This window comes from Pedobacter zeae (assembly GCF_014196715.1).
In the GTDB taxonomy this organism is placed as follows: Bacteria; Bacteroidota; Bacteroidia; order Sphingobacteriales; family Sphingobacteriaceae; genus Pedobacter; species Pedobacter zeae.
In genome coordinates, this window is record NZ_JACIEF010000002.1 from 1164335 (window position 1) to 1189279 (window position 24945).

General features: G+C 44.7%; 18 protein-coding genes and 2 tRNA genes. 6 read left to right on the forward strand and 14 right to left on the reverse strand.

Going from position 1 to position 24945, the window contains the following annotated elements:
- Window positions 1–223 precede the first annotated feature (223 nt).
- The 6 genes from GGQ60_RS11645 to GGQ60_RS11670 form a co-directional block, all read right to left on the reverse strand.
- Window positions 224–1126, reverse strand: coding sequence for a helix-turn-helix domain-containing protein (locus GGQ60_RS11645; protein WP_183764794.1), 903 nt, complete (start codon window positions 1124–1126; stop codon window positions 224–226).
- A 64-nt stretch (window positions 1127–1190) separates the two neighbouring features.
- Complete coding sequence (locus tag GGQ60_RS11650; protein WP_183763994.1) at window positions 1191–2291, reverse strand: efflux RND transporter periplasmic adaptor subunit; 1101 nt, start codon at window positions 2289–2291, stop codon at window positions 1191–1193.
- A 14-nt stretch (window positions 2292–2305) separates the two neighbouring features.
- A complete protein-coding gene (locus tag GGQ60_RS11655) occupies window positions 2306–5590 on the reverse strand; it encodes an efflux RND transporter permease subunit (protein WP_183763997.1) in 3285 nt (1094 codons plus the stop codon).
- 13 nt (window positions 5591–5603) lie between these two features.
- Entirely contained in the window at window positions 5604–6995 is a 1392-nt protein-coding gene (locus GGQ60_RS11660) for a TolC family protein (RefSeq protein WP_183764000.1), read from the reverse strand.
- A 284-nt stretch (window positions 6996–7279) separates the two neighbouring features.
- Window positions 7280–7708 carry an SRPBCC family protein gene (locus GGQ60_RS11665; RefSeq protein WP_183764003.1) on the reverse strand — a complete coding sequence of 143 codons (429 nt, stop codon included), beginning with the start codon at window positions 7706–7708 and terminating at the stop codon, window positions 7280–7282.
- 106 nt (window positions 7709–7814) lie between these two features.
- Window positions 7815–9008 carry an SGNH/GDSL hydrolase family protein gene (locus GGQ60_RS11670; protein ID WP_221235931.1) on the reverse strand — a complete coding sequence of 398 codons (1194 nt, stop codon included), beginning with the start codon at window positions 9006–9008 and terminating at the stop codon, window positions 7815–7817.
- Between the two features lie 103 nt (window positions 9009–9111).
- Here GGQ60_RS11670 and GGQ60_RS11675 point away from each other — a divergent pair, with 103 nt between their 5' ends.
- Together GGQ60_RS11675 and GGQ60_RS11680 are read left to right on the forward strand one after the other, a co-directional pair.
- Complete coding sequence (locus GGQ60_RS11675; protein ID WP_183764005.1) at window positions 9112–9930, forward strand: alpha/beta hydrolase; 819 nt, start codon at window positions 9112–9114, stop codon at window positions 9928–9930.
- A gap of 258 nt (window positions 9931–10188) precedes the next feature.
- The gene (locus GGQ60_RS11680; protein ID WP_183764008.1) at window positions 10189–10443 is read left to right on the forward strand and encodes a hypothetical protein; all 255 of its coding nucleotides are present in this window, start codon (window positions 10189–10191) and stop codon (window positions 10441–10443) included.
- Window positions 10444–10533: 90 nt separating this feature from the next.
- On the opposite strand, the gene GGQ60_RS11685 is transcribed toward GGQ60_RS11680, so the two are convergent.
- Entirely contained in the window at window positions 10534–11676 is a 1143-nt protein-coding gene (locus tag GGQ60_RS11685; RefSeq protein ID WP_183764011.1) for an epoxide hydrolase family protein, read from the reverse strand.
- A 387-nt stretch (window positions 11677–12063) separates the two neighbouring features.
- Here GGQ60_RS11685 and GGQ60_RS11690 point away from each other — a divergent pair, with 387 nt between their 5' ends.
- Both GGQ60_RS11690 and GGQ60_RS11695 read left to right on the forward strand, forming a co-directional pair.
- Entirely contained in the window at window positions 12064–12936 is an 873-nt protein-coding gene (locus tag GGQ60_RS11690; protein ID WP_183764014.1) for an alpha/beta fold hydrolase, read from the forward strand.
- Between the two features lie 40 nt (window positions 12937–12976).
- Window positions 12977–13570, forward strand: coding sequence for a dihydrofolate reductase family protein (locus tag GGQ60_RS11695; RefSeq protein WP_183764017.1), 594 nt, complete (start codon window positions 12977–12979; stop codon window positions 13568–13570).
- 150 nt (window positions 13571–13720) lie between these two features.
- Here the strand turns inward: GGQ60_RS11695 and GGQ60_RS11700 are convergent, their stop codons facing one another.
- The 5 genes from GGQ60_RS11700 to GGQ60_RS11720 all read right to left on the reverse strand — a co-directional run bounded on the left by GGQ60_RS11700 (window position 13721) and on the right by GGQ60_RS11720 (window position 18355).
- Window positions 13721–14641, reverse strand: a complete 921-nt coding sequence (locus GGQ60_RS11700) for a helix-turn-helix domain-containing protein (RefSeq protein ID WP_183764020.1) — start codon at window positions 14639–14641, stop codon at window positions 13721–13723.
- 45 nt (window positions 14642–14686) lie between these two features.
- The gene (locus tag GGQ60_RS11705) at window positions 14687–15490 is read right to left on the reverse strand and encodes an SDR family oxidoreductase (RefSeq protein ID WP_183764024.1); all 804 of its coding nucleotides are present in this window, start codon (window positions 15488–15490) and stop codon (window positions 14687–14689) included.
- A gap of 4 nt (window positions 15491–15494) precedes the next feature.
- Window positions 15495–16295: an SDR family oxidoreductase gene (locus tag GGQ60_RS11710; RefSeq protein WP_183764027.1), complete on the reverse strand. Its 801-nt coding sequence runs from the start codon at window positions 16293–16295 to the stop codon at window positions 15495–15497.
- Between the two features lie 220 nt (window positions 16296–16515).
- Window positions 16516–17304: a helix-turn-helix domain-containing protein gene (locus tag GGQ60_RS11715; protein WP_183764030.1), complete on the reverse strand. Its 789-nt coding sequence runs from the start codon at window positions 17302–17304 to the stop codon at window positions 16516–16518.
- Between the two features lie 10 nt (window positions 17305–17314).
- A complete protein-coding gene (locus tag GGQ60_RS11720; RefSeq protein WP_221235933.1) occupies window positions 17315–18355 on the reverse strand; it encodes an SDR family oxidoreductase in 1041 nt (346 codons plus the stop codon).
- Window positions 18356–18786: 431 nt separating this feature from the next.
- On the opposite strand from GGQ60_RS11720, the gene GGQ60_RS11725 reads away from it, so the two are divergent.
- Window positions 18787–22662 carry an RICIN domain-containing protein gene (locus tag GGQ60_RS11725; RefSeq protein ID WP_183764032.1) on the forward strand — a complete coding sequence of 1292 codons (3876 nt, stop codon included), beginning with the start codon at window positions 18787–18789 and terminating at the stop codon, window positions 22660–22662.
- A gap of 612 nt (window positions 22663–23274) precedes the next feature.
- Here the strand turns inward: GGQ60_RS11725 and GGQ60_RS11730 are convergent.
- Window positions 23275–23359: transfer RNA gene (locus tag GGQ60_RS11730), tRNA-Leu, on the reverse strand.
- 63 nt (window positions 23360–23422) lie between these two features.
- A tRNA-Gly gene (locus GGQ60_RS11735) sits at window positions 23423–23498 on the reverse strand.
- Between the two features lie 449 nt (window positions 23499–23947).
- On the opposite strand from GGQ60_RS11735, the gene GGQ60_RS11740 reads away from it, so the two are divergent.
- The gene (locus tag GGQ60_RS11740) at window positions 23948–24919 is read left to right on the forward strand and encodes an ROK family protein (protein WP_229685014.1); all 972 of its coding nucleotides are present in this window, start codon (window positions 23948–23950) and stop codon (window positions 24917–24919) included.
- Window positions 24920–24945: the final 26 nt, after the last annotated feature.

The following is a 24945-nucleotide window of genomic DNA, read 5'->3' on the forward strand; positions in this document are numbered from 1 at the left end:
TGATTGTTGTGATGTTGGCCTTGTCGAAATATCTGATGATGAGTCCTTCGACAGGCTCATCATGACAGGCTTCTCTGGGATAGTCATAGCGGAGTGCAACGCAACCGAGCACCACGTTAGGGCTCGACGAGGCTAAATCTCTCTATGTTGATTTATCCGCTTCGCTGCCAACGAAAAACCAGCAAGCTCCGGTAGAGATAACGGCACGAAGAGATGGCTTTTACTAATTAGTCCTGAACACCTTTGGTGTACAATGCATCTGGCGTTTAAAAAAAATATTGAAATTGGCTGGGTATTCGAAACCAAGGCAATAAGCAATCTGTGCAATATTCCATTCGGTATGTTTTAACAACGCCACGGCCTCTGTTGCAATCCTTCTCGAAATATGCTCTGAGGTGGTTTTTCCTGTTACTTCTTTTACAGCATGGTTAAGGTGATTTACATGTACCAGTAAACGGCAGGCAAAATCGTGTGCTGTTTTTAATTCCAGGATGTGTTCGGTAGAACCGATCGGAAACTGCCTTTCCAGTAATTCGAGGAAGAGGGAGGTTAATCGTGCAGATGCCGTATTCTGTTTAAAAATAGCATCCTGGGGTTTCACTTTTAAACCTTCGTGAACAATCAGCTGCACGTAATTCCTTAAAAGATCATACTTATGGATATAATCGCCATCCATCTCTTTTAACATTTTACAGAAAATATCTTTGAGGGTTATTTCCTGCTCTTCATCGATATGGATTACCGGACTATCGTTAATGCGTAACAACAGGGAATCGCGCAGGGTTTCGCTGCGGTTATGAATAAAATTTTCAGTAAACAGGCAGAAAAAACCTGCGGGTTTCGGCGAAGTGCTTTCCCATGAATATGGAATATTGGGGTTGGTAAACAATAAAGCCCTTTCTTTAATTTCGATCTGGGCATCAGGATAATGCAAGATCCCGTTTCCAATAATCAGGGAGATTTTATAAAAATCCCTGCGGCTAAAGGCCGATGGGATATTGGTACAAACGGTACTCCGGTTAAAAACATTAAAATGCCCTAAATCGTTAATCATCCCTAAACTGGGAACGGGGATTTCTGGCCGGTTAATTTTTAGCCTATTATAAAAATCCTCTAAAGTTTCCATTTTATGAAGGGTAGAAAGCTCCTGGTTTTTTGATAACATAATTCAATCCTTGGTAAACGTAAAGTTATGGTTTAATCACCATTCCTTCATGCATTTCCTCCGTAGGTTCTGCCACTAATTTGTCACCTTCTTTTAAATTCCCGAAAATTTCAACTTTATCGTCGGTTTCCCTTCCTTTTTTTACATTGATCTTAACCGCTTTGTTATCAGCAACTTTTAAAACAAACAAACCTTCGCTGGTATCGAGCAAGGCTTTTTTAGCAATGATAAAAGTGCTGGCATTGGCTGGGAGCGGGATATTGAGCTCGGCCACCATCCCCGGCAATAAAATTTTCGAGGCATTGGGTACATCCATCTCTACACGTTCAGAACGTAAACGAACATCTAAAGCACCCGATAAACGTTTTACTTTTGCCTTAAACGTTTGGTCGGGTAATGATTTTACGGTGAAGCTAACTTCATCGCCAACTTTTAGATAGCCGGTATAAACTTCGGGTATGGATACCGCCAAACGCAGGTTTTTCTGATCCTGTAAGGTAAACAAAGGTAAATCTGAACCTTTACCCGTTGGTCCCACATAAGCACCGGGATTGACGTTCCTGGCTGAAATTACACCGCTAAACGGCGCCCTGATGGTTAAATAATCCAGAACCGAACCTACTTCTTTATAAGCAGCTTTTGCCGCTTCGAGCTGTGCCAGGTCCGAATTCTTTTTAGCCAGTGCCTGATCAAGGTCGTTGGTAGAAATGGTTCCCGGGGTTTTGCTGGTTTCGTATAACCGGTTATAATTGGCTTTGCTCGCAGTGTAAATGGCTTCCTGTGCTTTTATTCTCGATTGCGTAGCCGCCAGCTGCGAAGTCATTTCAGGAGCCTCTAAAGTCATCAACAACTGGCCTTTTTTTACTTCCGAACCGATATCAGCATGTAACGTTTTAACAAAACTGCTCACTTTGGCGTATAAATCAACCTGTTGATACGCGATCAGCTCGCCCGGTAAACTTAATTGGGTCGATAATTTTTCTTTTTTAAGGTCGAAAGTTGCAATGGCCGCTTCCTTTTCTTTTTTTACCGGGGCTTTGGATTCTGAAGACCCACAACCGTATAGGGCTGTAAGCATTAAAAATCCTGAACTTAATAATCCTGTTGAAAATATCTTTGTATTCATTTGTGATGATAAATTTATTCGTTTTCTGCTAAACCTTTAATGTAATGGATGCTGTCTTTATCTTCGGGATCGAGCGACATCGAATCAGTTGTCTGTTTGCCCTGAACCCATGCAAATACCAATGGCAATATAATCAGTACGGCGAATGTTGAAGCCAATAAACCGCCTATAACTGCTCTGCCCAGTGGGGAAACTGCTCCACCGCCCTCGCCGTGCCCAATGGCCATGGGTAACATACCCGCAACCATGGCAATACTGGTCATGATGATCGGGCGTATACGTAAAGCTGCTGCCTCCCTTGCCGATTGAAGGGCGTCGCCACTGTGTTTCCTTAACTGCTCTGCATTGGTGATCAACAGTACCGCATTGGCAATAGATACTCCTACCGACATGATGATACCCATGTACGATTGAAGGTTTAAGGTTGATCCGGTAATGGTTAACAACAGCAACGAGCCTAAAATTACCGCAGGTACTGTAGTTAGAATAACCAGCGGAACTTTAAACGATTGAAAGTTGGCTGATAACATCAGGAAAATAACCACAATGGCCACAAATAACCCCGATTGTAAACTGTCTAAAGTATCGTTCAGCACCTTACTTAACCCAATAGGGGTAACATTTAATCCTCTTGGCAGTTCGCCAATATTTTTTATGGCTTTATCTACATCTTTTGATGCCGTTCCCAGATCGGTATGGTAAAGATTTGCCGTTACCGATAAGAAAGGCATGGCGCCAATGTTATCATTTTCGCCGGCAGTGGTATCAGGTGTAATTTTAGCCACATCGCTCAGTACCGGTCGGGCCGCGTTTTTAAGCAATGGAATCTCTCCGATATCATCTTTGCTGGCCATCTGGTTAAGTGGTACCTGTACCTGCACATTATACGGTAAGGCCGCCTTTTCATCCAGCCAGATATTTTTATCCGTATAACGGGATGAGGAGGTTGAAGCAATCAACGACCTCGAAATATCAGCCATATCTACTCCGATCTGTGCTGCACGCGTTCTGTCGATATCGATGTTTAATGAAGGATATTTGATCGGCTGGGCAATCTGCACATCGCGCATATAAGGGATCTGTTTCAGCTCTGCCAGGATCTTATTGGCATATTTTTCGTTCAGTTTTTTGTTTTTACCGGCAATGCGCACTTCAACAGGAGTAGGAGAACCCTGGCTCAATACTTTATCGGTTAACTCGATAGGCTCGAACGAAAGTTTAACATCCGGTAAAAGCTTTTTGATCTTTTCCCTGAACTGATCTTTAAAATCGTCCATGTCTTCTTCAAAATCCTTTAAACTTACCTGGAAAACAGCTTCGTGAGGACCCGCCATATATTGATAAATGGGGTTTACAGAAAATTGCGAAGGGTGTTGGCCTACGTACACGGAAGAAATACCCACATGCTCTGCACCAACCATTTTTTTTAGTTCGGCCAATACCACATTGGCTTTCTCTTCGGTACGCTCTAACCGGGTTCCATCGGGTGCACGCAAACGCAACTGGAACTGGCTTGAATTAACACGGGGCAGAACATCGCGACCGATATTAGCCAATAACAAGGCAGCCAGGCCAATAATTACCATCAGGTAAATTAAAACAACCGGTTTCCGGTAAGGTAATATTCTGTCGAGAAAGCGGATAAAACGGTTCCTGAACCGGTCGAAAATGCCAATTTTACCGTTTCCGCTAAAGTCTTCGCGCTCTACCAGTATCTTTTTTTGGTTCAGGGTATCTTGCTCGGTTTCAATTTCAATTCCTGTTGCTTTAAAATCAGCCTCATCCTGTGTAATACCAGGGTGATGGGCAGCTCCTTTTTTAGGGTGTGCAATCATCAGCCAATTGGCCATAATCGGTACAAAAGTTTGTGATAGCAGAAACGAAACCACCATCGAGAAGCCGATGGCCAGGGCCAACGGTAAGAATAAAGCACCTGGTATCCCCGACATGGTAAAGGCCGGCGCAAATACGGCCAGGATACAGAAAAGAATTAACAATTTAGGAAAGGCGATTTCCTTACAGGCATCCCATATGGCAAGTGCCTTCGGTTTGCCCATATCAAAATGCTGGTGGATGTTTTCTATGGTAACCGTCGATTCATCTACCAGGATACCAATGGCCAGGGCCAATCCGCTCAAAGTCATGATGTTGATCGTTTGCCCGAATAATTTAAGGAAGAGTACCCCCGAAATAATGGAAGTTGGAATGGTCAGGATTACAATCAAGGCTGCCCTTTTGTCGCCAAGGAAAAGCAATACCATCAAACCCGTTAAAATGGCGCCAATTGCACCTTCACTGATCAAACTCTTTACCGAATTGATGACGTATACCGATTGGTCGAACTCATAAGAGAGTTTAACATCTTCGGGCAGGGTATTCTGGATATTGGGCAGGTTTTTCTTCAGGTTTTTAACCACATCCCAGGTAGAAGCATCGCCAGATTTGGCAATACTCAGGTATACCGAGCGTTTGCCATTAACCAGCGCATAACCCTGAACCAGGTCGGCACCATCTTTTACGGTGGCTACATCGCGGAGCTGAAGGTTTTGTATACTGCCTTTAAATAAAGGGATATTTTCAAAATCCTTAACTTTTTTGATGGTATAATTGGTAGGGGTAAGGTAGTTTTTATCACCTATACGTACATTTCCTGAAGGGGCCGTCTGGTTATTTAACCTGATGGCTTCTACCACCTGGTCTACCGTTAAATTGTGCGAACGGAGCAATGAAGGGTTAACATTGATCTCTATCGTTCGCGGACTGCCTCCAAACGGGGCAGGGGAAAGTAAGCCCGGGATGGCAGAGAAACTCGGGCGTACATAGGTGTTTGCCAAATCCTGCAGTTCGTTATTGGTACGGATCGGGCTGCTCAGTACCAACTGACCAACGGGCAGGGAAGAAGCATCAAAACGGATCACAAAAGGCGGTTGCGAACCCGGCGGGAAAATGGCCTGTGCCCGGGTAGAGAGGGCACTCAGCTCTGCTGCTGCCTGGGCCATATTGGTACCTTCGTAATACGTTAATTTCATGAGCATTAAGCCCTGGGTATTTTTGGTTTCGATACTTTTAATACCGTTTGCAAAAAGCAGGATGTTAACGTATTGCTTGCCGAAATAAGCCTCCATCTGATCTGGTGTGTAACCGCCAAAGGGATGGGCAATATAAATCACCGGAAGGTTCATCTGCGGCAGGATATCCACCTTGATCTGGTTGATGGCCCCGATGCCGAAAAAGAACAATCCTGCTACTAAAACTAAGATGGATATGGGTTTGCGGAGTGCGAAACGTATTAAATTCATTTATATAGCCAGATTAAAATTCATTGATAAATATCTCGTAGTTGCCCAAGGCTGCCGATTTTAAGAGCAAAGCCTGCCAAACGTTGGTAAAGGCAATATCCCGGTCGGTTTCGGCCCGGTTTAATGTAAAAAGTGCCTGGGTAAGATCAACCAAAGTGGTTAAGCCATTTTTGTAGAGTGTATTTTTCTGCAGATAGGCTTCCGCTGCGGCTTTAACCTGTATGGGGGCTTCCTTATAATTGGCCAGGGCATTGTTCAGCTTGGTTTCGGCAAGGGCCAATTGTGCCCTTAACTGCTGATCGGCCAAATTATATTCTTCTTTTAAGCCCTGGCTAATGTACTGTTGCGCACGTACTTGTGGGCGGTTTTTAAGCAGGGTTGATAAATTCCAGGTCATTCCTATGCCAATCAAATAGTTGCTGCGGGTGGGGTTAATACCATCGGCATAACTGGTAGAATAAGCGCTCTGATCGAGGGCATAACCCGGACCAAAACCTGATCCCTTGCCCTGCATTACCCCAAAAAAAGTAAAGGTTGGGTAATAGAGTTTTTTGAAATAGTTAACCTGCTCATCGCTTACATCTATCCGGTTTCGGTAAAACTTTAAAAGCGGATGTGTACTTTTAACTAGGGTATCTTCCAGCAGGTTGCCCGGAATGTGGGCGATGGAAGCCGTATCCAAATCGTAAGAAGTAGCCGTTAAACCCATCAGTAAACCTAAACGGTTGGCCTGTTCCTGCTCAAGATCCTTTGCTTTTGTTAAGGCAATTCTGGCGTTCGAAACCTCTGCTTTGGCAAATGAAGAATCTACACCGGCTATAAGCCCGTTTTTTGCCCTGATAATGGCGGTATTCTGAAAGGTAATGGCACGCTCGAGGTTTTTCTGTTGCGATTTGGTTAACCTTTGTGCGGCCAGGAGGTTAAGGTAAGCCGCCGAAACACGGATTTTCTGTTGAAATTTTTCCTGTTCCAGGTCGTTCTGATCCCTTTGGTAAGCAGCATTGGCTACCTTTACCCGCTCCCTGATTCTTCCAAAGGTGAAAAAATCCCAGTTTACATTGGCCAGATAAAGTCCGCCGAAGGCAGCATTCCAGTTTTGTTTAGCTAAAGCCGGACCAGCCGACGCCACTCCCAAACCACCTAAACCATACTGGGGGCCATTTTGCCCGTTAATGGTGCCGTAATCCTGTTGAGCACTTAAGTTTAAATTGGGAAGGTATTCTCTTTTGGCCTGCTGTACAGCCGATTTTGAGGCTTCTGCATAGTTGCTTTTGGCCCTGATGGTGCCATAATTCGTAAGGGCGGTGCTAACGGCTTGTTTAAGGCTTAGCGTTTGAGCACGAACGCCAAAGGATAGGGTAATGAATAATAGGACTAAAAAATAAGATAAAGATATACGGTACATAGTGTATAATTTACACAGCAAATGTAAATTATGGAAGGAACATCAAAGTATTTGGTTCAAATCAAAAATTATGCGAATCAAATAATAATCGAAATGTTACTTAATGACCTATAAAAACGACGTTTTTACCAATGTTGGTTGATCATTTATCGCACCATGCTTTAAAATAAGACAAAAGGATTACAAAAAATCGCCATTTCGAACGGAGTGCAACGAAGTCGGCAACATGTCCGGGGATAGATCTCTCCGCTCCACTGCATTCCGGTCGGGATGACGCCATTTATTTAAAGTACGCCCACTTCTTCTGTATACTTCTTAAAGTTATCCAGGATGGCCTGCCATCCGCCGCGCTGCATTTCGATAGGGTTGGTTGATTCCGGATCAAAAGTTTCAATGATCCTGGTTTGTTCGCTAAGCGCTTCGAAAAGGATACTTACCTTTCTGCCATCTTCCAAACTGTACTCAATTTTTTTATGGGCATCAACCGTGGTATAGGTGCCGCCAAAATCGAAACTCATGCTGCCATCTTTTGCAGCCATGGTATTTTTAAATTTACCACCCACTTTTAAATCGTTTTCCGAATAAGGAGTGTGCCAGTCGGGCGAAGCAAAACTCCATTTGGTAATGTGATCGGGATTGTTCCAGCATTCCCAAACTTTTTCTACAGGTGCATTTACTGTGGTTTCTACGGTGATCGGTGTTGTATTTTCCATTTTCTTCTTTTAAAAAATTATAGGGTAAAGTTATGCGAACTTTTATAGCCCAAAAAGTGTGAATGCGACAAATGTAGGGGTGAAATACTCAACAGGCTTAGCTGTTTTAATTTGCGTTGACCAAAAAGTGTACAATCCGGCAAGCATAACCCGACGATTTTTTATTGTGATATTCGCTAATGCGAACGCTCAATTTATGCTCACCTCCGCCCAGCTCATCGCCCAACAGCAAATACCAGGGTAAATGCAGGCTTGTGCTCCACTGCGTAAACAGATCGATTGTTTTTTCTTCTCCGTTATCAATGCGGTAATGCAGCATACCTGCATCAGGGCCTGACAGCACAGCAATACCAACCGCATTGCCTCTAAAAATTAAATCGAAAGTACTGTTGCGTGTGCTGCTTCCGAGCACTGGGATATTAACAAAACCAGGCCTTGTTTCCAAGGCGTCGTTAGGTTTCCAGTTTTTATCGATGCTAAAGGTATTTAAGTTTTCGGCAGCAGCAACGCTAACATACTGCCCTTTGGTATACGCAAACTTATCTAAAATCTTAGGCAGGCTGCCACCGGTTTTATTAGCCGTGTTTTTCTGGTTTTCTTCCAGATAGGTTTTAATGGTATTAAAATAGAGTTGTTGTCCAAAAGGCGAGGGGTGCAGGTCTTTGAAATCACCTGCCCAGGTAAATTCTTTATTGGCTATGCGTTTATCTACTTCCAAAGCCAGGTTAATAAAAGGCAAATGGTAATATTCGGCCAAATCGCTGTGTACTTTTACTTCTGTGGGTATCTTACCATTGTCAAAATCATTATTTTTATCTTCATCGGCAAAAGCCATCAGCACCATGTTGGCCTTAGGATTTTTGTTTAGCGTATGCCTGATGATACCTTCGAGTGCACGGCGCTGCGTTTTTTCTGCCGTTTGATTTACATGGTCGTTAACCGCCGATTCGATAAATAAGAGATCTATTTTGCCACTATCCAATACATCCTGCTGGAGCCTGAAAGCATGTGGCAAACTACCCAGGGATGGAATGCCTGCATTGATAAATTTAAACTTAGTTTGTGGGTAGGTGTTAGACAGGTAATTGCAAACCATTCCGCGCCAGCCTTCCATATTGGTAATCGATCCGCCTAAGAAAGCAACGCTTACAGGTTCATTTTTTTGGAGTTTTTCGGCGAAAGTATTGCTGTAGCTGTTAAAAGTAATGAAGCTGGCAGATTGCAGTTTGTTTTGCGCAGCGCTTTTAGTAATCAGTGTGGTTACCAGCAGGGTAAAGTAAAGAAAAGACGTCAGTTTCACGTTGATCAGAATAAACCAAAAGTAATAAAATTAACACCTGGCAAAGAATGCAGCGTAATTTTATAAATTTAGCACCATATTGTAACCTCATTAAAAACAACGCATGAAAAATAGCTTTTTGGTAGCCATTTGTTTATTCCTGTTTACGTGTGCTGCCAGTGCAGCAGAAGTAGATACTGCTGTGACTTACAGCAAATCGATGAAAAAAAATATCAAGGCAGTTGTAATTAAACCCGATGCCTATAAAAATGGCAACGCTTTTCCGGTAATGTACCTGCTTCATGGGGCTGGCGGCAGTTATGCCGAATGGGTAAAAAAAGTACCGGGAATTAAAAACCTGGCCGATCAGTATCAGTTTATTATTGTATGTCCCGATGGAAATGTTACCAGCTGGTATTTCGATAGCCCGGTTGATCCGGAATGGAAATATGAAACCTATGTAGCCAAAGAACTGGTGGCCTATATAGATAAACAATATAAAACCATTGCCGATAAAAGGGGAAGGGCCATAACGGGTTTAAGTATGGGTGGGCATGGTGCACTTTATCTGGCTTTTAAACACCAGGATGTTTTTGGTGTGGCAGGCAGTATGAGCGGTGGGGTTGATATTAAACCTTTCCCTAACGGGTGGAATATTCCGCAAAGATTAGGACCCGAAGATGAATTCCCGGAACGTTGGAAACAGCATAGCGTGATCGACCTCGTTTACCTGGTTAAACCCAAATCGTTAGCCCTTATCATCGATTGTGGTGTGGATGATTTTTTCTATAAGGTTAATATGCGTTTGCATGATGAGCTGTTATATTACAATATTCCGCACGATTTTACCACCAGGCCAGGTGCTCATAATTGGGAATATTGGGCAAACGCCATTAAATTTCAAAGTGTATTTATGAGCAATTTCTTTGGGCAGAAACCTTAAGCTGCAAATGGGATTGCAGTTAGCGGATGTTGAAGGTAAAATTTTTCAGGTCGTAAACCCGGTAATCCAGGCCGGGGTCATGGGCACAGCGATATGACCGGTCAGTTGATTTGTGGGCAGGTTAGCGGCTGAATTTGGATCAGTGGCCTTTCAGTCGAAAATTAACTTTCAGATTACATGAAAAATAAAGACTTCTCCTATTTTTGGCCGTTCTCGAAATGTTATTCATCAAGCAGGAAACAAAGATTAAAACCAAAAATGAAGTACTTAGTCAAAGAAATCAGTGAGGGGAATTGCGATATCACGTTATTACCGGAAAATCTGAACGACAGAAATCTTTTAGCCGAAACTACCAAAAACCTTCAGCACGATTATCAAGAAACTATCCAGGCGCATTACGAACATGCCTTGAAAAACCAGGTTCACGGAAATGCCGCCTTTGTATCCTTAAATAATGAGGAAAGCAATTATCCGAAAAGAGTAAATGTTAATTACCAGATCATCCTCAGCTAAATATTGGATTTTTCTGGGCAAGGCTTTCTTTATCTCGAAGAAAGCCTTTTTTTATTTTACAGTTTAAGCAATTATGCCGTTAAATTGTTGCTATAAGTTGTAGAAAAAGCTGCGGAGCTCGTTTGCCCAGGCATCGGGTACTTCCAATGCAGCGAAATGTCCGCCTTTTTCCATTTTGTTAAAGCGCTTTACATTAACCATGCGTTGTGCCCATTCTATCGGTGCCGGTGCCTCGGCAGGGAATAGGCTTACTCCGGTAGGCGTTTGCACGTATCCGGCAGAAGGCGAAGGCTGGCCCGACCATGCTGCTCTTGCATTTTCGAGGTAAGTACGGATAGAGGTATTAATACTTTGGCTTACCCAATAAATCATGATATTGGTAATCAGTTCATCCTTGGTAAAGCTATTTTCGATATCGCCATTGGTGTCGCTCCAGCTGTTAAATTTTTCAATTATCCATGCGGCCAGCCCGGCTGGCGAATCGTTAAGTCCATAACCTAAGGTTTGTGGTTTGGTAGACTGGATCATATTATACGCCCCTTCGCTATACCACCAATGTTGAATAAATTGGCCAAATTCCTGCTCGGCAGCCGACATGGTAGACCAATCTTCCTGTCCGTTGGGATAACCAACATCAGTAAGGTGGATGGCAATAACCTGGCCGGGTTGCTGGTTCGCAAGCGATTTGGTTACTATTGCACCTATATCGCCGCCGGCGGCATAATACCGGTCATAGCCCAAAACTTCTGTCATTAATTTTGCCCATAACGCTGCCACCTTATCCGTATTGAGTGCCACGCGGTCTGAAAAACCAAAGCCAGGTAAGGAAGGTATAACCAGGTCAAAAGATTGGTCGCTATTGCCCCCAGCACTTTCCGGATCACTTAGCAGGGGAATTGCCTTATAAAAGCGGTAAAAACTATCCGGCCAGCCGTGGGTAAGCAGAAGTGGCTTCGGATTTTTGCCCTTGCCTTTAACGTGGATGAAATGGATGTTGATGCCATCTATTTCAGCTTTAAAGTGGGGGAGCACGTTCAGTGCCGATTCATGTTTACGCCAATCATAATCGTTTTGCCAATAGGTAAGTAGCTGCTTTAAATAAGCCCCGTTGGTGCCATAACTCCAATCGGCACCTTCAGGTTCATCTGTCCAGCGGGTGTGCTGTAAGCGGTACTGCAGATCGTCGAGTACGGTCTGTTCGACTTCGATTTTAAATGGGCTGAGGTTTTTCATAAGGTATATTTTTATAGGTATAAAATGGTATTTTTAAAAATAGGGAATCGTCTTGATATTTTGAAAGAAACCTATAGGAAAATTGGTTAAACTGGTTGATGGTCAGTTTGTTGTAGTCTTTAGGTAAAAGCCAGCATCAGTAATTCCTATTATTTCATTGTCGGGCTCTTTTACCCCATTATACTGCATCTATCAGGCTTTTTATGCTCAAATCAGGTGCTTGATCAGGCATCGCTTTTAAAAAAACAAACATTTAATTCCTTTACTTCACCTTAAAATTATGGCTGTCGGAATTTGCCCCCAAAGTTGTCGTTTCCTCACGCGATCAAATTCTGAAACGAGCCCCATATTTGTATTGTCAAAAAAAATAAAACTAAAAAAAACGATATGAAAAACTTATTTAACACCAGCAATATCCTCAAATCTCTGCTGCTTATTGCAGTGGTTGTATCTAGTGTATCGCGATTAAATGCACAGGTGAAACCTGCTGACAGCGGTTATGTGCCGGTTAACGGTACCAAAGTTTATTATGAAGTATATGGCAATGGTAAACCATTGGTACTGCTGCACGGTGCGTTTATGACTATTGGCATGAATTGGGGTGAGTTAGTCCCGGAGCTGGCCAAAACCAGGAAAGTAATTGCCATTGAATTACAGGGACACGGACATACACCCTACTCGGAAAGAAAATTATCGCATAGCACCCTGGCAAACGATGTGGTTAAGGTAATGGATTACCTGAAAGTTGACAGTGCCGATGTAGCGGGTTATAGTTTTGGTGGTGCAATTGCTTACGAATTTGCTATACAGAGTCCCAAACGCCTGGGCAAGCTGGTGATTATTTCTTCGACTTATAAAAGCACAGGCTGGTTGCCCGAGATCAACAATGCATTTAAAAACATGAAACCCGAACTTTTTGAGAACAGCCCCATGAAAGCTGCTTATGATGCCGTTGCGCCTGATAAAACAAAATGGATACCGTTTTTAGAGCAGATGATGGCATCAGCTGCAGCACCATTTGATCTGGGCGAAGCCAATATCTCTAAAATTACCGCGCCAGTGTTGATTATTGCAGGTGATAACGACGGTTTGGATAAAATTGAGCTCGCGAAGACCTATCAATTACTGGGTGGTGGCAAAGTAGCCGATTTCGGGGTGATGCCAAAATCGCAGCTGGCCATTGTTCCCGCACAGGGACATGTGAGCCTGATGGCGCAGACCAAAACAATTTTGGGATACCTGAATGGTTTTTTAAAATAGACAATTAAAAATATTAAGTTCAACTATAAATCGAAACGATATGAGAAAGATAACAGTTTTAACCATGCTGACCTTAGATGGCGTGATGCAGGCGCCAGGCGGTCCTGAAGAAGATACATCGGGTGGCTTTAAATACGGCGGCTGGACTGCTTCTTACGGCGATGAGGTTTTTGGCAAGATTATGCAGGAAGAGTTAAAACCTGCCGAGTACCTTTTGGGTAGAAAAACATTTGAAATTTTCGAATCCTACTGGCCTCAGCATGCCGGTTTCTGGCCGGGTATTAACGATGGCGCTAAGTATGTGCTGTCAGAAAGCAGGGAGAAATCAGATTGGAAAAATACCAGCTTCCTTAAAAGCGTAGCCGATATCGAAGCGCTTAAAAAATCAGAAGGAGCCGATATTCAGGTATGGGGCAGCAGCGAGCTGATCCAGTTATTACTCAAAAACGACCTGGTAGACGAGCTTCGCCTTAAAATTTACCCGCTAACGCTGGGCCAGGGAAAAAAACTGTTCGAAAACGGTGCCATCCCGGCAGCACTTACCCTGACAGAAAGTGTTGTAGCCCCCAGTGGAATTATTGTGGTGAGTTATAAAAGAGCAGGAGAGGTAAAAACAGGCAGTATAGAGGTTTAAGTGAGAGAAACCCCGTTATTAACAGTGCTTAAATGCGACATGGATAACGGGGTTCAAAAAGCAGGGGAGGCTAAAATTAATGACATTGCTCAGGGGCCGTTCGTAATATTCGGAAACAATACCCCGTATTTTTAAAATATAAAAATGGTATTAGCTGCTCAGAAATCTGGCTTTAAAAGCGACCGGGGTTAACTCGGTTTTGTTCTTGAAAAGCTTGTTAAAGGATTGTGGGTATTCGAAGCCCAGTTTATAGGCCACTTCGGCAACAGTCAGATTCGTTGTAGATAAATATTCCTTGGCTTTTTCAATCAGCTTTTCATGGATGTGCTGCTGCCCGCTTTGTCCTGTGATGCTACGCAACATGTCGCTCAGGTAACGGGGCGACAGGTTCAGCCTGGAAGCCAGGTATTCTACCGTCGGCAATCCCGAATGTAGACCCTGTTCGCTGGCGAAATAATCGTCCAGTATTTGTTCCAACTGGCTTAGCAGATCATGGCTGACGGTTTTACGGGTTATAAACTGTCGTTTATAAAAGCGGTTACTATAGTTTAATAGTGTTTCCAGGTGCGATACCACGATGTCCTGGCTAAAATCATCTATCGGGTTTTCGAGCTCTGTCCTGATGTTTTTAAAGAGGTTAAGAATGATTTCCTTTTCTTTTTCAGAAAGGTGCAATGCCTCGTTGCTCTCGTAACTAAAGAAGCCAAAACGCTTAATGAGTTTGCCTAAAGGATAATTGCGGATAAAATCGGCATGAAACAATAAGGATATACCAAAGTATTCGGTCTCGCGGGAAGTTGCTACCAGTTGCGAAGGGGCCACAAAAGTCATCGTGCCATCGTCGAAATCGTAATAGCTTTGCCCGTAACCAGTACGGCCTTTTGTTTTTTTCTTGTAGGATATGCTGTAAAAGTCGAAGATAAAACTGGAAGGCAACTGCTTTTTATTGACCGCGATTTGAGTGTTATCAAAAAGGCTGACCAACGGGTGAAGAGGTTTTGGCAGCTCCAGTACCTGGTGCAGCTCTATAATTGACGAAAATCGGTATGGAGGTCTTGTATCTTTCTTCACGTCTTGATCATTCAAATTTACGCAATGTTTCTTATTTATAAGCGGTTATTCCCGCATCAGCCTTAAAAAGTCCTGCTCGCTATTCTTTTGCTTCAGATCGATATAAAAGGCAGCATCATCACCTACCACATAACGAAGCCGTAATGTGCCATCGGTCGCCGCCTCATAGATCACATTTGCAACATCAGCGGCAGAAGCCTTCGCTAAATGTGCAGTTCGTGTAACATAGCGGCTCATGAGCAGACTTAACCCGGCATCATAATCCGGAATGGAATTTTGGATCATCTCCATGCCGCTCCTGAAATTGGTTGACACGCTGCCCGGCTCAATGATTTTTACCGCTATGCCAAGGGGCGCCAATTCATGCGATAGCGCTTCCGAGAAACCTTCTACCGCAAATTTTGAACTATTGTAGAGGCTGGAAAATTGCCCGGCGGTAACACCACCAAAAGAAGATATGTTAATGATAACGCCCTGCCGCTGTTTTCGCATAACCGGTAATACTGCTTTAGTAACCATCATCAAACCAAAGACGTTTACATCATATTGGTTTTGTATTTGTTTGGCCGTTGCCGATTCAAAAACCCCGATTAATCCATAACCCGCGTTATTGATCAGCACGTCTATTTTTCCAAAGCGTTCGGTAGCCTCACTTACAGCCTGGTTAATACTGGCCTGATCTGTTACATCGAGTGGCACAACTAATAGGTTTGGTAATTCAGCCAAATCTGTTTCCTTTTCCGGAGAGCGCATGGTGGCAACTACGTTCCAGCCACTGCGCTGAAACAGCAGCGCAGTTTCTTTTCCAAAACCCGACGATGCGCCGGTAATAAAAATAGTGTTTTGCATACCTTTATTGCCCTAAAAATGTTTGTGCCATAAACTGGCGGAATGCTTCGTCGCCCAGCGCTAAGCGTTGCTGATAAATGGCTTTGGCATCATCGCCGGCAAGGTAGCGCAGCTGATCCTTTCCGTCAGTTGCCGCTTCATAAACCACTTCGGCAATCTTTTCAGCCGGTGTGAAGGTAACGTCATCCACGTTGGCGAAAAAGCGGTTAAACAGCTCATCGTAAGCCGGGTGGAAAGCTTTGTCATAAGAACGATCCATAAAGTTGGTTGCAATAGCACCCGGCTCAATTACTTTTATGCCCACGTTAATACTCTTAAGTTCGTAGGCCATGCTTTCGCTCCAGCCTTCCAGTGCCCACTTGGTGGCATGGTAGAGGGAAGAAAAAGGAAAGCCGATCAGTCCGCCCAGTGAGGTGGTGGTGATAAAAAGACCCTTGCCTCTGGTTCGGAAATATGGAATAAATGCCTTGGTTACGCGAATAACCCCCAGGAGATTGGTATTGATCTGTCGCAATAACTGATCTTCTGAAATGGCTTCCAATGCTCCGGATAAACCATAACCTGCGTTGTTGAATACCACATCAAGCTCAAACGCTTCGGATACCTTATCTGCAACTGCATTGATCTGTTGGGGGTCTGTCACATCGAGGGCTAACAGGGTAACATTGGGTAACTGACTTAATTCAGTCTCCTTTTCCGGGCTTCGCATAGTGGCAATCACCTGCCAGCCTTTATTATGAAATAATTTAGCGGTAGCCTTACCTAAACCGGAAGATGCGCCGGTAATAAAAATTGTCTTACTCATTTTACTGCTGTATTTGATAACACAAAGTTCAGCAGCAGGCCTGTGCCAATTGTAGCCGTATTGAGTTTGATTGTATCCTAAAATACGTGCTGAACAAAATCCAGGCAGGTAACAGCCATTTGTTCTTCCTGCTTGTTGGGAGTGCACCTGGTATTAAAGCAAGTCGGTTTTTCCGCCTGTTAGTCTTGTCCGGTACGGGTTTATAAACCGCTCTCTGCGGTTAGCGACTGCCTGAAAACCGGCTGGGCGGATAGCCGTAATGCTTTTTAAAGGCAAAAGAGAAATGAGATAAATCCTCAAAACCTGCATCCAGGTAAACTTCTGAAGGTTTTCGGCCTTGTTCCGCCAGTTGGTAATGCGCCAGCTCCAGGCGCTTTTGTGTAAGCCAGCGGCTAGGTGTTTGGTGAAATACCTGCTTAAAATCTTTTTTGAAGGTAGTTAGGCTTCTGCCGGTCAAGTAGCCGAATTTTTCTAAAGGCAGGTTGTATCTGAAGTTCTGTTCCATGAACTGCGCCAGGTCAAGTTTACCAGGCACATCGAAATATCCCAGCAGCCCGTCTGCAGCAGGTTTAACAGTACGCAGTACACGGATCGCCTCCTCTACTTTAAAGGCGGCGATATCAGCAGGCAGTGCATCAGTCAGTTCAAAATAAGGTGTTAAAGAATTAAACAGGCTTTTCAGTAACGGGTGATCGATAAACGCTACCGGCTCATGGTTACGCGGGGCCAATGGTTGTATGTGCTCATAGTACCGTTGTAACCGGTCTTTACGGAAAATGACAGATATCACTACGCAGGGTTCGCCGTTCAAGGGCAATTTACTCATTCGTGCCAATTGGTCGCGCGGGAACAGTACCGTATCACCGGCTAAGAAGCGAAAGCTGCGGTCTGCAGCCATGATTCTCATTTCGCCCGATATCACGCGAATCAACGCCGGCTGCGACAGCGTCAGTTCACGGCTGTAATGCACTTCCTTCTTACAAGAAATAAAAACTTCAGCAATTTCCATAACCCTGCAATTATAACAAATTTAAACGTATCAGGCTTTTGGCAGAAGCAACGATGGCCTCTTCTGCAGTGCGGGGCGACCAACCCAGCAGATTGATGGCTTTGGCACTGGTCAGGTTCATCGGAATGCCCAGTAAAGGTACCATGCTTTTTACCATCGGATCTTTTAGTGCCGCAATGCGCAACAGGATATTGGGCAGCTGATTAGCCTTTACTTTTTTAGCTTTATCGCCCAGGTTGGCTTTCAGGATCTTTGCCACCTCTCTCAGCCAGATACTTTCGCCACCGGTAGCAATAAAACGTTCGCCCTTCGCTTTCGGATCAATCATGGCTTTCAGGTGCAAATCAGCTACATCCCGAACGTCGACGAAACAGGCATTAATCCTTGGGCATCCCGCCATTTTACCGGTGAGCAGATTTTTGACCAGGTAAATGGAATGGGAGTAATCGGGGCCCAATACCGGTCCCATTACTGCTGCGGGGTTCACCACCGACAGTTCCAGGCTGCCCCCTTCGCGCGCTATAAATTCCCAGGCAGCTTGCTCCGCTAATGTTTTTGATTTTTGATAAGCGGGCGCGTGGGTGGTATCTGTCCAGTCCGTTTCATCATAAGGTGCTGTTTGTTTGGGGTGCCCGTATACAATCGCTCCAATCGCCGAGGTGAGCACAACCCGCAATACACCTGCATCCCTCGAGGCACGCAATACCCGCAGTACGCCATCCCTCGCAGGAATGATCATTTCATCCTCATGCTTGAAGTTTAGCTTAGGTGTTGGCGAAGCTACATGAAGTACATAAGTACAATCTTTAACTGCCTTATCCCAATTCGCATCGCCAGACAGATCTGTTTGTATAAACATCAGCCGTTCGCCCGCTTCAACACCGGCCTCATGCAGCATCGATCTTACGGTTGTTTCCCGGTTGAGATCCCGTAGGGTGGTTCTAACCCGGTAACCGGCAGTTAATAATTGCAGGATACAATGCACGGCAATAAAGCCCGCGCCACCTGTCACCAGTACTAATTTGTCAGCATTTAAATCTGTGTTCATCATCTAATGTTTTTGATGACCCAAAATTCAGTATAAAGTAAGCAGGCTGTTTTGTTTAAAAGGCGTAATATACTTTGTTTAAAAGGCGGGCATTTAGATTTGGCGAATCAGTTTGATGAGTTTAGTCGGTTGTTAAAAGGGGGGGGCGTAGCAGTATTATCCCTGATGTTGCCGGCTATAATGTTTACAGACGGTAATACATTCCTTACCCCTGGGTTTGCGGCAATTCTCCCGGAATTCATGTAGAATAATGTTTCCCATCCCTTTCTCATGCACTTTCTATTAAATAGATTACACTTTTCGGCGTAAAACTGAATTAACTGAACAGGCACTGCTGTAAGTAAATGGCTAAAATGGTTGCATGTATTATTATAGCCATGTAATAGTAGGCAGACTATATTTAGTCTATTGTTCTATTAAAAAAAGAAAAACATATGTCCAACACAAACCAATCCTCCCAAAGTGGACCTCAACTGATGACCGGCGTGCCGTTCTACTTCCAGACCGCTATCAGCGGAAGTCCCAACAATGCCTATCCAAAATCAGTGATGTCCCGCAGAAATGGTATCATTATAGATGACTGGTCGCCAGGCAGCCCAGAACAGATGTGGCAACTCAATGCTGATGGGAGCATCAGTCCCTGGCAGACAACATCACAGGTGCTGACTGCTCAGAGTACCAGTCCCACCAGTTGCGTTCAGATCACGCTCGAAGCTTATGATGGTAGCCAGGCCTTAAGCGCGGCCCAGATCTGGACCATGCAAAACAACCACTTTTCTGTTGACATGGGTGGAAGTATCGGCACGGTTTATCTGAATCTTTACAATGCTGATCTTTCGCCGGGCACAATGGTTATCACTTATGAGACTTCAGATGGGGATAATGAGAAATGGTTCCTGTTCCCGGCAACTGATAGCCAGCAAGCCAGCAACAATTTCTATATTCAGACGGGCATGAGCGGAGAAGTAAACGGACAGGCTAATCCCTATGTGCTTAGCGTCAACAGCGATAATGCTGTTGTGATTGAACAGCTTGCACCGGGGAGCGGCAGCCAGATATGGACAATAAACCCAAATGGAACCATAACTCCAATTGGGAACTATCAGGTCGTTCTGACCGCAAATAGTTCTGGAAGCGGACAGGTAACGTTGGAAACCTTTAATAGTGCCACCCAGACCCCCAGTCCCGCCCAAACATGGAACTATAGCAACAATCAGTTTTGGGTAGACCTAGACAGCCCGGTTGTTGGGATAGTGTATCTTAATGTCGATGGTGGCAATCAGACTTCCGGAGCTGAGGTGGTCACCTATGAGCAAACTTCAGGTAATAATGAAATCTGGTATACCATCCCTGCATCGCCCATCATGATGGGAGAATGGTTTTACCTGAAAACAAATATGCCCAATAGTGCCGGCGACCATAGCGTCTACGTGATGACTGTTTCGGATACAAACATATCAGCAGGAACACCTGTGGTAATACAACCGCTGAATCCCGGATCGCCGACACAGCTCTGGAGGATGCAAGGCGATGGAGTTATCGTCAATTCGCTGAATCCAGGTCTTGCACTTGCATCCACACCTGACGATCACAACGTCACGCTCGAGGCCACAGGGGGGAGTTATTGGGTACAATGGTTTTTGATGAGCAATGGTATGCTTGCTACAGGTTCGTCTGGGGATAACTTTTACCTCAATGTTCAGGGAGGGGGCAATGCAACGGCAGGCCAGAACCTGATCACTTATGGCTTTAGCACAGCATCCAATGAACTTTGGACCGCGCTGCCATACGAGCCCGAAGGGCTTTATTTTACGATTCGCAATGCAGCTTACGCCCAAAGCGGGCCAATGAGCAACTTGCTGTCACTTACGCCCGGAGGTGTGGCAACTCTTGCGCCCCCATCTGGAGGTCTGGTTACCCCTACAGGATACGCGGCACTGTTTCAGTTATGGCGTAAGACCACTGATGGTCATATCCTGAGCGCAACGAATCCCGGCATGGTCCTGACCGCCACTGAGGGGGCAAGCAGCCTGACCATCGCCCCGCTTGATCCAACCAACGATAAACAGCTTTGGACTACAAATTATTCCCAGCTTGAAAGCATAAAAGGCCCGTTAAAGAAAGCCGTGGCAGGAACAATTGAGAACCTGCATTATAAGCAGATACTTTGCGGTAATGTGCTGCAGAACCCTCCGTCATCAGGAAGCTCATACCCCAACGATGCACTCTGGGCTATCGTCCCGCACGGCATGCCTTTTTCAGAACCGACTACAATCCGGAATGCAGGTAATGGGCAAGCTGGACTTTTCTTGTCATTGCCCGATTCCTATGAAAAGGATGGTATCTATCCAGTCACCGTAGGCGCTATTTCCAGCGATGCTGACCTAACGATGTGGCAGTATGAATACCCGGGCTACATGGTGAGTGCCCTTGATCCGGGAATCGTACTCTCACTCGAAATCGATCCCTCCGGTACCCCACAGAATCCAAAATATCTCAACAGCGTTGTTACCTACATGAAGGATCCAGGGGGCAAGCTTTTCCAACTGTGGACGATCAGTGATGAAGGACTGATCATAAACCAGTATAATGGGAAGGCACTAACCATCGCAGCGGCCTCACCGGGCGCAGCGATTACTACTGAAGGTGTATCGGGCGACACAGCTACCGCATTGCAGGTATGGGATTTTTCACCGGGTAAGGCCTTGCAAACAGTTCTTGCACAGCCAAGCTGGGCTTATCCAACTTTCACCGGAAGTGAGGCAACAGCATATTCAGATATCTGCAGCCAGCTTAACCAAAGTGATATCCGGTCTCAGTACATCAATCTGGCTGCCCCCGTTGGTGGCTTCCAATCGCAGATCAGCGTGATACTGACCGGTTACGCCAGTGGTCATACTGCCCTGCCGGCAGGAACGGCAATCGGCGACTTTATATCAGTGGCCCAGCAATTGAGCAAAGAATTTACGGCAGTATCCGCGGTACAGGCGCTTTTCGGACAGGCGACGACATTATATCTTTCTCTCAGTCAAGCGCAGTCAATGACGCTTTCTGAACTGATCACTGCGTGTGAACTGACCACCGGCATCAGTGCGAAAGTGACCCCACCCAAAAAGAAGAACGGCTGGTTCGGCCCCCTCCTGGAGGGGGTGCTGTACACGGTGATGAACGTTGCCGGTACTTTTGTTGCTGACCCCGCGGCAGGAACAGAGGCATCGTTGTTTGTCAAATTCATGAAAAACGGCCTTCCTTGCTTCGCCAATATTATGGCAACGGGTTATTCTACCTATCAGGGCAGCCAGCAGACCTCCTCTTATGTAGCTTATGAGGCACAGAAGATCCAGCAGGATTTCTACAATTATGAAATGACAGTTGCCCAATTGCAACAGATGCTACTGCAGGAGTTTGAGGCACTGGGGACAGCACTCGGCAATATTGAGACCTTTATCCTTTCAGACTGGGGAAAGACACAGGCGGTATATGAAATGAGCAACCGTATCGGCGATATGTCTTCTCTTTTCTGGCCTTCCACGATGACAGCCAGGGACGTTCAGCAGATGCTGCTCCCCTATACGGTAGAAGTGCTGAAGACACTGCTTCCTGCCAACGCAAGCTATCACATCAGTGCTACCATGCATACTAATTACCAGAACCGCCAGGGGGAGGGTTGGCACAATGGGAATTACTTCACCGAAAACCAGGATGGGACGGAGAACATGTATTCCACCAACGTCAGCCAGCAGGTAATGAACCAGCTCTGGGCATGTGGCACCAAAGCGATAAGTTTCTATCGTGGACTGAACGGATGGCATCTTCCCTACAGCTATCAGGATATGCTGATAACAGGTAAATCTGGCGTCCCGGCCGGCGCGAGTGCACTGGTCACAGTGGAGAACTTTACCAATGTCGAACTTGTCCTAACCTTAACCCTGTCGTCCCTGGTGGGAGAAGGAAGTTATTTTGATTACCCGTTTAAATATACTCCTCAAACTTATAATATCAGCGCATACCGGGCCCTGCAGTTTGCGGGTGCATCCTGGGTATACCATACTGACTCGAACGGTGAGGACACCCCATATGCCCTTGCAGCACCAAACCTCGGGCCGGGCATAACGATCACGGATTCGCAGGGCGGAAATGTGATGAATGTAGAGGTATTCAATACTTACCAGAGCTGGACGCCAAACACCTCGATACCTGCTATCCTATCCTACAAGAATCAGTACAATTATGCCCCATACCAGACTATAATCAACCAGACCATCGCCCCTGATGGTATGATACTTGTAACGATTACGGTGACTTGCTAGTTAATTCCTGCTTAACTGAAAGCCGACTAAAAAGGTGGAAAAAACACAGCCGTTGCTCTGAAAACAGCGGCTGTTTTTAGTTTCTTGGCTCAAGGATTTGCTGGATATAATAAGTTTTGAACCAGGTCATTTGGAATTCATTGCTAACAAGGTGAAGAAATTATTTAGTCAAAAGATGGGGGATCCCGAAACTGTAATTTCTGCACTTACGAGATCTATTGCGGAAGTAAAAAAAACATGATGGGCTGACGGAGAAATTTGTAAATGATGCAATAGATTGGGAAAATTATAAAAAGTGGCAGGAAAAATTCAGAAAAGATTTTGCAGTATGGAATGCCGATGTTGATTGCGCAAATCTTGGTCGCGGGTATGACCTAATGGCGTTATTGAAAAAAAATCCTGGGGACTTTCCAATATGCGGCAGCTCTAAAAAGCAACCTTGGAAAAGCAATAATCTTATAAAACTGGTGTTCAGGGCAAAAATCAGCTATTGAGAAGTAGCGTTTAGAATACCTGTAACCAGTCCTTTTTTTGGATAAAGCGCTGATTATAAAAAAAAAGGGTGTTCAGAATCGAACAACCCAATGATATTTGGACATCAGTCCTATCTTGTACTCAGAGCGGGAATCGAACCCGCACGCCTGTTGAGGGCACAGGATTTTAAGTCCTGCGTGTCTACCAGTTCCACCATCTGAGCCTAGTTCTTCCCGGTTTCCATCGGGTTACCTAATTAAAAATGCCTTCTGGTAGGAAGGCATCGTGGAGCGAAAGACGAGATTCGAACTCGCGACCCCGACCTTGGCAAGGTCGTGCTCTACCAACTGAGCTACTTTCGCAAAATTTACACATTCGCTGTGTTCCTTTGGGGTTGCAAATATAGAAATTTAACTTTTCAATGCAAAAAAATAAAATAAAAAAAATGTGCTAAATGGATTACTGGCTAAAAATGAGGACGATAAATTGAAATGGTTATTCGTAATCATGGTGCTGCTGTGTACTGAAGCCAATAATTATAATAAAAATGAAAGTAGCAAATCCATTCGGCAAGGTGCGGCACAACCGGTAAACCGCAGGTATTGGATGTTGTGCTGTCCAGGCAAAAGCCTGTTGCACGGAGATTAATAGGATAATTTTTTACCACAAAGAAGATAAGTAGGAAGTCAGCTAAGGGTGGTCGACCTCAAAGGCTTTTTTCATCGCGTTCAGGTTTGAATCTTTGATATTTGTTAATAATTGTTTTATAATTGTTAAAAGGCAGTCAGACTAAGATCAAAACCTCAAACAAATGAAAACTTTAAACCATACCAACATGGACCAATCTTGTGCAATTGGGATTGATGTGGGTGGCTCATCGCTCAAATGCGGTGTAGTGAACCAGCAAGGTGAAATTTTATATTCCACATTGATTCCGATGAAAAAAGCAAAAACACAAGGTGCTGTTATTGCGCTCATTGTGGAGGCGATCCAAACCTGTGCTTCGAAGGTTAAACAACCTATTCTGGGGGTTGGAATAGGATTTCCGGGAACGATATACAACAATAAAATTATTGCTGGCGCAGATAATTTACCGGGCTTTAAACAACTGGCCCTTGGCGAAATTTTGCAGGATGTAACCCGTTACAACATTATCATGGATAATGATGCCAATTTAATGGGACTTGGCGAAATGACCTATGGTGCAGCCAAAGATTGTAGCGATGTGGTTTTTCTTACGGTTGGTACAGGAGTAGGGGGTGCGGTGATGATTGACAATAAGTTATACGGCGGGTTCAGAAACCGGGGAACAGAATTAGGGCATATTATTATTCAGCACAATGGTTTAGCCTGTGCCTGCGGTACCAAAGGATGTTTGGAAGCCTATGCTTCGGTAACCGCATTATTGAAACACTATCAGTTTATTCATCCGGGGATTCCCGAAACAGATGAAGTGGATGGCAGGTATATCGTAGAAAAGTACCTGGAAGGTGAGGAGTACGCGGTAAAAGCAATGGAACTGCATTTCGATTACCTGGCTATAGGTATCATCAGTTTTATTAATATTTTTAGTCCCGAAAAAATTGTAATTGGCGGCGGTATCAGTGAAGCCGGAGCTTTTTATACCAGGGAAATAGAGCGGAGAATCAAAACAGTGGCCGTTCCGGTGTCTGCTATACGCTCACTGGTTGTTCCGGCCAAATTGGGCAATAAAGCAGGTTTGCTGGGCTGCGCCGCTAACGTTTTTCAAAAATTTAAAGCATTCGATTACGTAACCACTTAAATTTTAGTTCAATAGCCCTGGTAGGT